This window comes from Bradyrhizobium sp. 61 (assembly GCF_023073075.1).
Taxonomy (GTDB): Bacteria; Pseudomonadota; Alphaproteobacteria; order Rhizobiales; family Xanthobacteraceae; genus Bradyrhizobium; species Bradyrhizobium barranii.
This window is the reverse complement of the sequence record NZ_JADPIU010000041.1, coordinates 26417-39021: the sequence shown is the minus strand read 5'-3', so window position 1 is coordinate 39021 and position 12605 is coordinate 26417. Positions and strand designations below refer to the sequence as shown.

General features: G+C 60.3%; 15 protein-coding genes. 14 read left to right on the top strand and 1 reads right to left on the bottom strand.

What is annotated here, in order from left to right:
* The first annotated feature begins 139 nt into the window (after positions 1–139).
* The 6 genes from IVB46_RS44860 to IVB46_RS12040 all read left to right on the top strand — a co-directional run bounded on the left by IVB46_RS44860 (position 140) and on the right by IVB46_RS12040 (position 4403).
* Positions 140–274 (top strand): hypothetical protein, encoded by a 135-nt coding sequence (locus IVB46_RS44860; RefSeq protein WP_256468594.1) that lies wholly within the window; start codon positions 140–142, stop codon positions 272–274.
* An 85-nt stretch (positions 275–359) separates the two neighbouring features.
* Positions 360–527 (top strand): hypothetical protein, encoded by a 168-nt coding sequence (locus IVB46_RS12060; RefSeq protein ID WP_247314889.1) that lies wholly within the window; start codon positions 360–362, stop codon positions 525–527.
* 114 nt (positions 528–641) lie between these two features.
* Complete coding sequence (locus IVB46_RS12055) at positions 642–1652, top strand: nitrilase-related carbon-nitrogen hydrolase (RefSeq protein WP_247314891.1); 1011 nt, start codon at positions 642–644, stop codon at positions 1650–1652.
* 134 nt (positions 1653–1786) lie between these two features.
* The gene (locus tag IVB46_RS12050) at positions 1787–2608 is read left to right on the top strand and encodes an alpha/beta hydrolase (protein ID WP_247314893.1); all 822 of its coding nucleotides are present in this window, start codon (positions 1787–1789) and stop codon (positions 2606–2608) included.
* A gap of 87 nt (positions 2609–2695) precedes the next feature.
* Entirely contained in the window at positions 2696–3634 is a 939-nt protein-coding gene (locus IVB46_RS12045) for an NAD(P)H-binding protein (RefSeq protein WP_247314895.1), read from the top strand.
* Positions 3635–3899: 265 nt separating this feature from the next.
* Complete coding sequence (locus tag IVB46_RS12040; RefSeq protein WP_247314896.1) at positions 3900–4403, top strand: hypothetical protein; 504 nt, start codon at positions 3900–3902, stop codon at positions 4401–4403.
* 902 nt (positions 4404–5305) lie between these two features.
* Here IVB46_RS12040 and IVB46_RS12035 read toward each other — a convergent pair.
* On the bottom strand, positions 5306–6037 hold the full coding sequence (locus IVB46_RS12035; protein ID WP_247314897.1) for an autoinducer binding domain-containing protein: 732 nt from the start codon (positions 6035–6037) through the stop codon (positions 5306–5308).
* 204 nt (positions 6038–6241) lie between these two features.
* On the opposite strand from IVB46_RS12035, the gene IVB46_RS12030 reads away from it, so the two are divergent.
* The 8 genes from IVB46_RS12030 to IVB46_RS11995 all read left to right on the top strand — a co-directional run bounded on the left by IVB46_RS12030 (position 6242) and on the right by IVB46_RS11995 (position 12521).
* Positions 6242–6877 (top strand): acyl-homoserine-lactone synthase, encoded by a 636-nt coding sequence (locus IVB46_RS12030; RefSeq protein ID WP_247314898.1) that lies wholly within the window; start codon positions 6242–6244, stop codon positions 6875–6877.
* A gap of 43 nt (positions 6878–6920) precedes the next feature.
* Positions 6921–7496 carry a type IV secretion protein gene (locus tag IVB46_RS12025; RefSeq protein WP_247314899.1) on the top strand — a complete coding sequence of 192 codons (576 nt, stop codon included), beginning with the start codon at positions 6921–6923 and terminating at the stop codon, positions 7494–7496.
* Between the two features lie 72 nt (positions 7497–7568).
* The gene (locus tag IVB46_RS12020; protein WP_025038371.1) at positions 7569–7865 is read left to right on the top strand and encodes a TrbC/VirB2 family protein; all 297 of its coding nucleotides are present in this window, start codon (positions 7569–7571) and stop codon (positions 7863–7865) included.
* Positions 7865–8203 carry a type IV secretion system protein VirB3 gene (locus IVB46_RS12015; protein ID WP_247314900.1) on the top strand — a complete coding sequence of 113 codons (339 nt, stop codon included), beginning with the start codon at positions 7865–7867 and terminating at the stop codon, positions 8201–8203. The genes IVB46_RS12020 and IVB46_RS12015 overlap by 1 nt, the downstream gene beginning before the upstream one ends.
* Positions 8196–10562: a VirB4 family type IV secretion/conjugal transfer ATPase gene (locus tag IVB46_RS12010; protein ID WP_247314901.1), complete on the top strand. Its 2367-nt coding sequence runs from the start codon at positions 8196–8198 to the stop codon at positions 10560–10562. Before IVB46_RS12015 ends, IVB46_RS12010 begins: the two co-directional genes overlap by 8 nt.
* Entirely contained in the window at positions 10559–11281 is a 723-nt protein-coding gene (locus IVB46_RS12005) for a type IV secretion system protein (protein WP_247314902.1), read from the top strand. The genes IVB46_RS12010 and IVB46_RS12005 overlap by 4 nt, the downstream gene beginning before the upstream one ends.
* The gene (locus IVB46_RS12000; protein WP_247314904.1) at positions 11278–11523 is read left to right on the top strand and encodes an EexN family lipoprotein; all 246 of its coding nucleotides are present in this window, start codon (positions 11278–11280) and stop codon (positions 11521–11523) included. The genes IVB46_RS12005 and IVB46_RS12000 overlap by 4 nt, the downstream gene beginning before the upstream one ends.
* 11 nt (positions 11524–11534) lie before the next feature.
* Positions 11535–12521 carry a type IV secretion system protein gene (locus IVB46_RS11995; protein ID WP_247314907.1) on the top strand — a complete coding sequence of 329 codons (987 nt, stop codon included), beginning with the start codon at positions 11535–11537 and terminating at the stop codon, positions 12519–12521.
* The last annotated feature ends 84 nt before the right edge of the window (positions 12522–12605 follow it).

The following is a 12605-nucleotide window of genomic DNA, read 5'->3' as shown; positions in this document are numbered from 1 at the left end:
AACTTGGTAGCGCCCCAGACTCCGTCAGACCGCATTCGTAGCTTCGTGACTACCCGATCGCTCCGCTTCGGATGCTTTTTACGGATACTGCGAAGTCGTTCGTGGTCCCCCTACCGATATGCCGAGAGCAAGCAGTAAAATGCCTGACGTCAAGAATCCGCGCGTCCATGCCGAGATATTGCCCGCGCTCGCCGCCGTTGTCGCTCCGACAACCAAGATCCTGGCGATCGGCTCGGTCACGGCGAAGGGCACACCCGAGGCGATCGCCCCATGAGGTTCGCGCCACGGTTCGCAATCATCTCGCTGGAAAAATCGAGCAGTGGTTCTCCCAGACAGAGGGCCGCGGCGTCGTCTTCATCGTGAACGCCACCAGCACGGCAGAGGCGCACGAACTCCTGGAGAAGCTTCCACTCGGCGTCGCCGGAATGATGGAATTCGAGTTGATCGCTCTCGGGCCGCTTGCGCCGCTCGCCATGCTCATCGCCGAACCTCCGGGTTCGCAAAGCGATCCGCGGGTTTCGTTGTGAGCTTGGTGGCGCTCCAGGTTCCATCGCCAACCGATTGAGGTCGACCGGGGTATGGTGAAGCCATGTCGGGGACCAAAGATTACATCAACAACCCGCCAAAAAGGACCCGCCACGATGCCTGTTGTCAAAGCCGCGGCCGTGCAGATCAGTCCCGTTCTCTACAGCCGGGAAGGCACTGTTGGCAAAGTGGTCAAGAAAATCATCAAGCTTGGGCGCCAAGGCGTCCAGTTCGCGACCTTCCCGGAAACGGTCATTTCTTACTACCCCTATTTTTCCTTCGTCGAAGCGCCCTACCTTATGGGCGCGGAGCACTACAAGTTGCTCGATCAGGCCGTGACCGTGCCGTCTGACGCCACCAGGGCTATCGGTGAGGCCGCAAAGCAAGCCGGCATGGTCGTCTCCGTCGGCGTCAACGAGCGCGATGGCGGCACGATCTATAACGCGCAACTCCTGTTCGATGCCGACGGCACACTCATCCAGCACCGTCGCAAGATTTCTCCGACCTATCATGAACGCATGGTCTGGGGTCAGGGCGATGGCTCCGGGCTGCGCTGTGTCGACAGCGCCATAGGGCGCATCGGTCAACTGGCCTGCTGGGAGCATTACAACCCGCTGGCCCGCTACGCCTTGATGGCCGACGGCGAGCAGATTCACTCCGCTATGTATCCTGGCTCGTTCGCCGGTGACGGTTTCTCCGAGCAGATTTCAGTCAATATTCGCCAGCACGCACTGGAGGCCGGGTGTTTCGTGGTCTGTGCGACCGCCTGGCTGAACGCTGAGCAGCAAGCTCAGATCATGAAGGATACCGGCTGCAGCATCGAGCCGATCTCTAGCGGCTGCTTCACCGCGATCGTCTCTCCAGAGGGCGCATTGATGGGCGCGCCGCTGCGATCGGGCGAAGGCGAGGTCATCGCCGATCTCGATTTCTGGGCTATCGACAAGCGCAAGCGCCTGATGGACTCGCGCGGTCACTACAGCCGCCCGGAACTGCTCAGCCTCCTGATCGACCGTACGCCGAAGTCCCATGTGCATGAGCGCAACGCGCATCCAGCGCTGAAATCCCTAGACCCGGCCGATCGGCTGGAAGAAGTCGACTCGCGTCTGGTAGTGGCAGCTACCTCATGACTTCACGCCGGCATCTTCTTCTCACTGGCGGCGGTCTCGTCGCCGCGCTCGGCCTCCCGAAAGCGGCGCTCGCGGACGCGACGAAGGTCGCCAGGCCGCCAGCCCACCAACCTGCTCACAAAGGATCAAAGCTCATGACGACCGCGACAATGAAAGACGGCGCGAAGATCTACTTCAAGGACTGGGGTGCCGGTCCGGTCGTAACCTTCTCCCATGGCTGGCCGCTCACCGCAGACGCCTGGGACGCCCAGATGCTGTTCCTGGCGAACCACGGCTACCGCGTTATTGCTCATGATCGACGCAGCCATGGTCGATCGGATCAGACCTGGACCGGCAACTACATGGATACCTATGCCGACGATCTCGCCACACTACTCGAGACGCTCGACGTCAAGGGTGCGACGATGATCGGCCATTCGACCGGTGGAGGCGAGGTGGCGCGCTATATCGGCCGCCATGGCACATCGCGTGTATCGAAAGCAGTCCTGATTTCCGCGGTACCTCCCCATATGGCGCAGACGCCCACCAACCCTAACAGCGCGCCGATGAGCGTCTTCGACGGTCTGCGCGCGAGCCTGCTTGCCGATCGGGCGGGGTTCTTCAAAGAACTGGCAATGCCGTTCTTTGGCTATAACCGTCCCAATGCAAAGGTTTCGCAAGGCCAGATAGACTCTTTCTGGCTTCAGGGCATGATGGGGAGCCTCCAAGGCGAGCATGACTGCATCAAGGCCTTCTCCGAGACCGATTTTACGGATGATCTCAAGAAGATGACGATCCCAACCCTGCTGCTGCAGGGTAATGACGATCAGATCGTTCCTATCGACATCGCGTCCCGGCGTTCGGTGAAGATCCTGCCAAACGCGAGCCTGAAGGAATATGCCGGTGCTCCACATGGCATGTGCGTCACCCACGCCGATCAAGTGAACGCAGACCTGCTGGCCTTCCTCAAAGGATGACGGGGACGAAATCCTCCTGCCGATCGACCGGCGGCAAAAGCGGATACGTCGCGCGGCAAAGCATATTCATTCTGAGTGAGGCGAAAGATGAGCAAGGCACAACACGAACTTCCGATTCTGGTGACCGGGGCGGCTGGACGGATCGGCTCGGTGGGCCGCTGCGTGACGGAGCTGCTTCTCGCCCGTGGGTTCCGGGTACGAGCGCAGGTTCGTGTCGACGACGAGCGGGCCACAAGGTTGCGCGCGCTCGGTGCAGAAGTCGTGGTTGGCGATCTGCTTGATCTTATGGCGGTACATCGGGCGATCGAAGGGTGCGAACGTCTCTGCTTCGCAATGTCGGTCGCGCCGACCTATCTCGAAGCGGCTGTCAACGTCGCCGTCGTCGCGAAGCACCGCGGCGTAAAGGCGTTCGTCAATCTCTCCCAGATGACCGTCAACGAGATGGACATTTTCAATACGACCCCTAGCCCACAGCAAAAGCAGCATTGGTTGGCGGAGCAGATATTATCCTGGTCCGGGCTGCCAGTGGTGGAAGTACGACCAACGGCCTTCATGGAAGGGCTACTGCTTCAAACCGCGAAAACCGTCTCCATGCAGGACAAAATCATGGCGCCCTTTGGTAGGGGCAAGAACTCAGCCATCGCTGCAGCCGATGTCGCTCGGGTGATCGCCGAGATCTTGAGTGAGCCCGCCGAGCATATCGGCCAGGCCTACCATCTGACCGGCCCGGTTTCGCAGGACATGGACGCGGTTGCACGCGAGTTCTCGGTCGCGCTTGGTCGCACGATCTCGTACGTCAACGTTCCACTTGAGGTCATGAAGGGGCAACTCGCCACCTTCGGAATGCCGCTTCATGTCGTTGCGCACGTGGCGACCATGGCGGAACTACATCAGGACAACCGGTACGATCGGTTCAGCAATGATGTCGAAAGGCTGACCGGCATACGTCCGATGAGCGTTCGGGAATTCGTGCAGAAGAACGCACATGCGTTCGCACCGGTCGCGCCTTCGAGCGCGGCTGAATAAGCACGGCATCGTAGACAGGGGTCCGGCTTCGCTAAGGAGCGTGGTTGCGGGGCCAAGGCGAATCGCGGCCATCACGCTCGCGCCTCTAATTCTACCAGGCCGTTCATCACGAATGAGCCTTATCACGTCGCGCTTAAGTTGGCGGTCGATGTATGGCCCCTAAGTGCGACGAACTTTGGAGATGCAGGTTAGAAGTTCAACGCGTTTGCGATGCGGACCAGGGTTGCTTTCTAGTCACATTGAAGTCATTCATTGGATGAATCTCATGACCGACCTTATGATTTTCGGAATCAGCGTCGCGTTCAGCTTTGTAGCTTGGGGAGCGGTTTGCTCCCGCTACATTTGGCCATTTGTCCGATCCCGCTCATTGCCCGACGCGGCCACGCCGCTGCTTTATCTCAATGTATTTCGCTTCGTTGGGGCGTCTTTCCTTGTTCCTGGTGTCGCGGGCTCATTGCCCAGAGCCTTCGCGGCGCCCGGTGCTTTCGGCGACTTGTTTGCAGTTGTACTCGCTTGGGTGGCCCTAATGCTCCTGCGGAGACCGGCCGGATACGCCGCGCTCTGGCTCTTCAACCTGTGGGGAGCGGGCGATCTTCTATTTGCATTCTACCAAGGCCTCTTTGATGAAGACTTTCACCCCTCGGCACTGGGCGCCACGTTTTACATTCCGACCGTATATGTGCCCCTTCTTCTGTGTGTACATTTTATGCTTTTCGCGCTTCTCCTGAGGGCCCGGTCAATGTCGACCAACGCAGCCGCCGGAAGCTAATAAGGTGAGTCCGCGAAGGAGCGCTTCTGGCGGATATTGTTGAAAAAGTCTATTTGGCGACAAACGAAATTTCTCAGGGCCGCCGATGCATTTCGCATCCAGGGACCTGGGCCCACATCGTTTCACACCAAGACGGCCACCAGCCTTCGTACCAGCGCTGAAGAGCGCTTTAGCGTTAGAGACGGCCAAGAGTGGACATTCGCGCGGTTTCGATGTCGTTCGGGTTTCGTTTTTCAACAGTATCGGCGCGAAGCGGTCGTTGTGGATGTCTCGCTAGCTCCCGCTATCCTGACCTAGCCCGAACAACTTCCTCTCGGTGAACTGGACCGACCTGCATTGCGAGCGCTAAATTAGGCGCGTGTTACTCCCAACTGCTTACTCGCGCGAATGAACCAGAACTGAAGTCCGAGGCTGGGTCTGCATATCGCGTTGTAAAACAAAGGAAGGCTGGCGCACCCGACACGATTCGAACGTGTGACCTTTGCCTTCGGAGAGAAATACTTCAGCCGAGCGAGCGAGGTTGGCTTCTCGATCGGGCGCCATGTGTGGCTATGCCCCCTCGCTCGGATAGGCAGCGAAAGGCAATCGGTCATCTCGCGATGCACCACACGGCAACTTTCATCACTGCGGCAGCGGTTTCCGCGCCAGGCTGGGGAGACCCGCTTGCGGGGCTTCAGCGGGCCAACAGCCCGGCCGCAGGGCGACGGCCAATTGCCCAGCCGAAGGTTCCGCAAAGACATGGCTATGACGAATTGCGAGCAACCATCCATTTCTGGCTGAATGCCGCAAATGATGTAGCGTTGACTTCGTTCGACGCGACCGCTTGCACTCTCCTGGCAAGCTCATCCTGGCCAAACCACGAGTGCATGGCAAGTTGGCCGCACTGGACGGCGGTCGCCCGACTATGGGAGCAATCCTTGCCGAAACGCGAGAGCCACAGCGTGTGGAAGGGTCAGTGCAGCAAGATTTCGCCTGGCATTGTCCAGATGATACTTCACCCCACGCGACGAAACCCCTAGAAGGTCGGCAATGTCCTGCATCGTCTTGCCATCAGAGATCCACGCGAGACACTGCCGCTCGCGCTGAGTCAGCGGGCTTCCCTGCTGACCATCGGCGGGCGTGCGTCCGATTCTGGCGGCGTTCACATGCGCATGATAGGTGAGGCCCATCCTTTCCAACATGTCCCGCGAAGTCTCGATGAAACGGTCGAGTCCAAGGCTGCGATCGTCCACCGCCAGCGTGAACGCTGCAAACTGATTTTGGCTTGCGGGAATGCGAACGGTCAGACCGGTCCTGATCTTGAAGCTGAGCGCGTCGTCAAACAGACGGCGTTCTTTCGCCGACTTTGCGCTTCGCGCCTCACGTCCATCCCACAGGAACATCCGGCTTGTGTTTCGCGGGTCCTGAAGAACGGGATCGATGTTGTCGTATCCTTCCCGAAAATAGTGGCTGGTCCAACTCTTCGGATACGATGAGATCAGTTGGGGACCATTCGCGCGGTGGCCAAAGTAGGCGAACCAGCGAAAGCCCAATGCATGCGCGGTTCGTTCCGCGACGCGTCTAAAATCATCTTCCGTATGGGCAGAGTGAAGACAATCGACAAACTCATCGCATGCTCTTTTGACTTCTTTCATCACACCCCTTTAGAACTATTCTGGTCCCCAAAAGCGACAATCGCGCAACATTCGCGCGCTACGTGTGGGGCATGTATTGCCGCCTTGCGGCAGCTTTGCGGCAAGAACGATTCCAAAACGCCCTGTCAGAACTGACAGCGCAACGCTGTGACCGCGCCTGCTTTCTTGATCTCGAAGCTGTGATTCGTAAGCGGGAGGTTTAGAATGAAGGTCATTGTGCGCACACGTACGGCACTCCTGCAGGACTCCGACCTGACAATGGGAATGCATCGTCTGCGAGGGCGCGTGTTCAAGGAGCGGCTCGACTGGGACGTCTCTGTCGCAGGCGGATTGGAGATCGACCAGTACGACGCACTCAAGCCGACTTATCTTTTGGTGATCGAGCAGCGCGCGGTTGTCGGTTGTGTTCGCCTGCTGCCCACCACTGGGCGCAACATGCTGGCCGACACGTTCCCGGTGTTGCTGGATGGCCACGCGGCGCCCAGAGCAGCCAGAATCTGGGAGAGCTCGCGCTTTTGCGTTGACACCAAAACCGTCGCTGCGACAGCCGAGAACGGCTTGCGGGAAGCGACGTTCCTGCTTTTTGCGGCCATGATCGAATGGGGCCAGCAGCGCGGCCTGCAGGCCATCGCAACCGTCACTGACGTGCGCATGGAGCGAATCCTGCGCCGGGCCGGATGGCATCTGGATCGCCTCGGCACACCCCGTCAAATCGGAGCCACCACGGCCGTCGCTGGGCTGTTGCCAGTCTCCGATGAGGCCCTCGGGGAGATCCGGGCGGCCGGCAAGGTTTCGAAGCCGGCAATTGATGTTCCGTCAAACACGGCGCTCGCGGCATAGCGTCGCGTCTCCAGCTCCCCAAAATATAAAGAGGCTTTCAGCAATGGATCCAACTGCCTTCGTAGCTCTGGTCGAACAGTGCGCCCCGACGCCGGACTTGGTGCGGCCGCTGACGACGATTGTGCGGCAGGCGAGTTCGTTCGAGCCGCTGCTCATCACAGTTCAGGCGCGCAAACCAGTTCCGATTCAGGCAAGTGACCGTGACGAAGCGATCCAGCTCGCGGCCGAGGCCATCGCCACTGGCCAGCCGGTCCGGACCGGTCTCGCTCAGCTCGATGCTGAGGACATGAAAGAGGCGGGGCTGACGACCACCACGACTTTCAACGCCTGCAAGCACATCGCGGGCCTCGGCAGATTGTTCGAAACCCGCTTGCAAGCAGCAAATGCGAACGCCTCGGGCCACGAACAGGCCATTGCCAACGTTTTCGCGAGCTTCGCGATTAAGGCTCCCGCCACACCGCCCGAAGCCCGTACCCGACCGACAGTCACTCGCAGTGCCGACATTTCCACCGGCGACATCCCAACGATCAACACGCCAGCCACACCTACCAGGCAACGTCCGAACTGGGATGTTTACCGCTCGGGCCTCGGCACGTCAGCCTTCGTCTATGAACGATGAGGACCTCTTTTTGCCTCAACTCAACACCGCGGTCCGGGATGGTCCGGCTGCGCCGCCAATCGGAGCCGTGTCATGACTTCTCCTCTTAAACACTCCGCTGCCCTTCTTTGCATGGGGGCCGTTCTCAGCATCGCCTTGGTCGAGCCTGCGCTCGCGCAGACCGCGAACATCGAGGGTGTGCTGCAGAACATCGTCAACATGCTAACCGGCAACGTCGCGCGCCTGCTGGCGACGCTGGCGGTCATCATCGTCGGCATCGCCTGGATGTTCGGCTATCTCGATCTGCGCAAGGCCGCCTATGTCGTGCTCGGTGTCGCCATCACGTTTGGCGCCTCCGAGGTGGTCTCGACCTTGACCGGGGGGCGTTGATGAATGAGGCCGTGCGTCTCACGGAGGACACCTTGTTCCTCGCCTGCACGCGTCCGGCCATGATTGCCGGCGTCACCATGGAAGCCATGGCGCTCAACATGATGTTTTCCTGCATCCTGTTCCTGGTGGCCGGAAGCATCATCTACGGTCTGGTCGCGATCCCGATCCATGGTCTTTGCCGCGTCATCTGCCGGCACGACCCCAACATGTTCCGAATCCTGCTCGCCTGGATCGAAACCCGCGGACGCACGCGCAACGCGTCATTCTGGGGCGGATCGTCCTGCACGCCGCTCAAGCTCGTCCGGCGATATCGAACACGGGACCTTGGTTATGCGTAACGCAGCGCTCAAAACCCGGGAGATCGGGCCCGATGTCTACCTGCCGTTCGGCCGGCACGTCACCAATACGGTGATCAGTCTCACGACGCGGGCCCTGCTGACGGTGATCTGGCTCGACGGCACCTCGTTCGAGACCTCCGAGACTGCGGATCTGAACGACCTGCACGCCAAGCTGAACCTCACCCTGCGCAATGTGGCAGATCCGCGGCTGGCACTCTGGACCCATCTGGTCCGACGCCGAACGTCGGACTACCCGGACGGTGCGTTCCGATCGACATTTGCCGCCTCGCTCGATGCGCAATATCGCGACCGGCTCCGCAAGGCCGCGCTGTTTCGCAACGATCTCTATCTGACGTTGGTTTGGCATCCCGGTCGCGCCCCCGCCGACGCTGCGGCCGCGTTCTTCAAATGGCTTGGTCGGAGTGCTGCGGCTTCCCTCGAGGTCGACAGCGACGCCATCAAGAGGCTCAACGATGCCGCCCGCGATATGGTCGCGGCATTGGAGCGCTACGGCGCCCATGCCCTCGGATTGATTGAGCGCGACGGCATCGTCTTCTCAGAGCCAATGGAGTTGCTCCATGCCGTCGCCTCCGGCGAGTGGATGCCGATGCCATTGCCGCAAGGACCGATTGGCCCCGCACTTTATTCAAACCGGGTCATCTTCGGCCGTGAAGCCATCGAAGTCCGCAGCGCGGGCGGGTCGCGCTTCGCTGGCATGTTTGGGCTTAAGGAGTATCCGGCGTCCACCAGGCCTGGCCTGTTGAACGCACTGCTTTCCGCGCCTTTCGAGGTTATCCTCACCCAATCCTTGGCATTTTTGTCGAAAGCCGACGCCAAGACTGTCCTGACGCGCAAGCAGAACCAGCTGGTCTCGGCTCAGGATCCGGCGGCCTCGCAGGTCGATGAGCTCTCTGACGCGCTCGACGATCTCGAATCCAACAGATTCGTGCTTGGAGATCACCACCTGTCGCTGCTGATCTACGCCGAGACGCCTTCGCAGCTGCAGGATCACATGAGCTTGGCGCGGCGCGCACTGGCTGACGCGGGTGCAGTGGTTGCGCGCGAGGATCTCGGTCTTGAAGCGGCTTATTGGGCCCAGCTTCCGGGACTGTTCAAGTATCGGGCGCGAACTGGTGCGATCACCTCGCGCAATTTCGCGGCACTTTCTCCGTTCCACACCTATCCCACCGGAAAGCCTGCCGGCAACCATTGGGGACCGGCGGTTGCGATGCTCAAGACCGCGTCCGGCTCGCCGTTCTACTTCTCGTTCCATCACAGCGACCTCGGCAACACCTTCATCTGCGGGCCCTCGGGGTCCGGCAAGACCGTCGTGCAGAACTTCCTGCTGTCTCAAGCCGAGCGGCTCGGCGCCACCTACGTCTTCTTCGACAAGGACCGCGGCGCTGAGATTTTCGTCCGTGCCGCCGGAGGCACCTATCTGACGCTCCACAACGGCATTGCGACCGGCTGCGCGCCGCTCAAGGCGCTAGAGCTGACGCCAGCCAATCTTTCCTTCCTGGGCACTCTTATCCGGAAGCTCGTTACGCCAGAAGACCGCGCGCTGACCGTATCCGAGGAGGAGCGGATCGATTCCGGGTTGAGAGCGCTTGGTCACCTGCGGCAGGCGGAGCGCTCGTTCGGTGCGCTGCGGGCTTTTCTGGGCCAACAGGATCGCGAAGGAATCGGCGCCCGATTGGAGCGATGGTGCCGGGGCGCTCCCTACGGCTGGGTGCTGGATGGCGAGCACGACGCGATCGGCCTCGATGCCCGGTTTATCGGCTTCGACATGACCGATCTGCTCGATCATCCCGCCGTTCGCACGCCGCTCATGATGTACCTCTTTCATCGCGTGGAGCGCCTGATCGACGGCCGGCGCTTGATCATCGACATCGACGAGTTCTGGAAGGCGCTCGGCGACGAGGCCTTTCGGGATCTCGCCAACAACAAGCTGAAAACCATCCGCAAGCAGAACGGCGTCATGGTGTTCGGCACGCAGTCGCCGCGCGATGCGCTGGCTTCCCCAATCGCACACACTATTGTCGAGCAATGCCCGACGCAACTTTTCCTGCCGAATGCGCGGGGGACTCGCTCGGACTATGTCGACGGTTTCCATCTGACCGACACGGAATTCCGCCTGATCAAGGAGGAGCTGGCGCCCGAAAGTCGGCGGTTCCTGGTCAAGCAAGGCCACAACTCGGTGGTGGCGGAACTTGATCTCGGCGGTTTCGACGATGCGCTCGCCGTGCTGTCGGGACGGACGGAAACGGTCGAACTGCTCGACCGCGTTCGGGCGGAGGTCGGCGACGATCCGGCCCAATGGCTGCCGGTGTTTCACGCGGGACGAAGGACAATCCGATGACGGTTCAGCATACGCCGATGACACTTACGTCCGTCTCAGTCCTGATCTTCCTGATGGCATCACCCGCGGGAGCGGAGATTGTGTTCGATCCTAGCGTCTATGCGCGGCAATTCGAGCAGCTGACGGAACTGAAGAAGCAGGTCGACACCCTGACGTCGCAGCTAAGGGTGGCGCAGGATCAATTGAACCAGGCCAAGCAGCTCTATGACAGTTTCAACAAGCGGACCAACGCCAACGACATTGGCGCACTCTTGAACACGCCGCAGTTCCGGAAAGTTCTACCCCAACAGTTCTCCGACATCGAACGTCTCGTTGCGGGGCAGGGTGGCGGCAACTTCGCCGACGCGATGAACCATTATCTTTCGCAGAACCGCGCCTATGCCGGCAACAGCGGCAATTCGTATTACCAGAGCGAGCTCGATCGCATCGCGCGGCAGACTGGCGCCAAGCACTCGATGGGCCAGGCGGTCTATGACACGGCGTCGCAGCGTATCGATGCACTCGAAGAATTGAGAACGCGCATCAGCTCGGCGACCGACGTCAAGGAGACGCTCGATCTGTCGGCGCGGCTTCAGGCTGAACAGGCGTTGCTGCAGAACGATGTGCTCCGGATGCAGGGTCTCGCAATGATCCAGCAGGCCCGAACGGACATGGACGGACAACGCGAGCGCGAGAAGCAGCGCCAATTGGTTGATGAAATGAAGGCGGCGCTGCAATGACGATGAAGGCATCCATTCTGGCGATCACCGTCGCAGCCACCCTAACGGGTTGTAACGAGGCCGACAGGAGTGAGCAGACGAAAACCGTCGGCTGGTTTCTTGATCATCGGGACGGTTTGGCGGTGGCCATCAAGGCGTGCCGCGACAATCCCGGAGAATTGGGAAAGACGCCGAACTGCATCAACGCCAACGAAGCAAGCAACAAGATCACCATCCAAGAGATGAAAGACGCTCTGAAGTAAGGATCGCCGCGATGGCCGTAAACGTCTTTGACAGTTTCCTGAAAGAGTTCGAGCAGCCGATCACGGCATTTGTATCGACCTCAGTGTCTAATCTTGCCTCCTACATTGATGGCCCCCTCCGCACGGCCGTGATGCTCTATGTCATCCTGTACGGTTTCGCCGTAATGCGGGGCGCAATCTCGGAGCCAATCATGGAGTTTGCCTGGCGGGCGATGCGGATCGTGGTCGTGGTGCTGCTCGCGACCAACTCGAGTGCGTTCCAGCAATACGTCACCGGTCTGTTCCTTGATTCCTTGCCGAAGGAGATCGGCAACGCCTTGGCGGGCTCTGGACTGAATACCAACTCCGGAGCTCCATTCGATCAGCTTCTGTCCAAAGGAATTGACGTCGCCAACCGGATTTACGAACAAGCCGGTCTGACTAACATCGCGCCCGCACTAATTGCGGCCATTCTCCTGGTCTTTGTTGCGGTTGGGTCCTTCTTGCAGTTTGCCATCCTTCTCTATGCCAAGATTGGTCTGAGCGTCGTCATCGCGCTCGGCCCGGTCTTCATTGCGCTTGGCTTATTTGAGGCCACGCGGCCGTTTACTGAAGCCTGGCTTCGGCAGGTCGCGAATTTCGTGATCCTGCTGGTGCTGGTGGTCGCTCTGGTCGGGTTGATGTTAACGACCGTCACCGGCTTCATCGACAGGTTTGCGGCAAACGCCGGCACAGCCGGCGAGATGGTGGTGGCCGCTGTCGCCATCAGCGCGGTGCTCGGCCTGTCCGGTTACATCTCGCTTCAACTGCCGGTCATCGCAGGCGGCCTCGCCGGGGGTGGTGCGTCGCTCGCAAGCCGGCTGGTCACGAGCCCAATGATCGCCAACGCTTCGGCCGCAGCCAGCGGCGCTTATGCCGGCGCCCGTTGGTCGGCCAGCCGCGGTCTCGCCGCCGTAAGAGCAAGTCGGCAGGGCGGCAGTATGCGGCGCACCCGATCGTCGGGGGCCACAGCCGCGTAAGCAATCATCGTCGGCAACAGACGAGAAAGACAGACAGGGGCATCAGAACGATGTGGCGTCGACTATTCATCATCTGCGTCATCG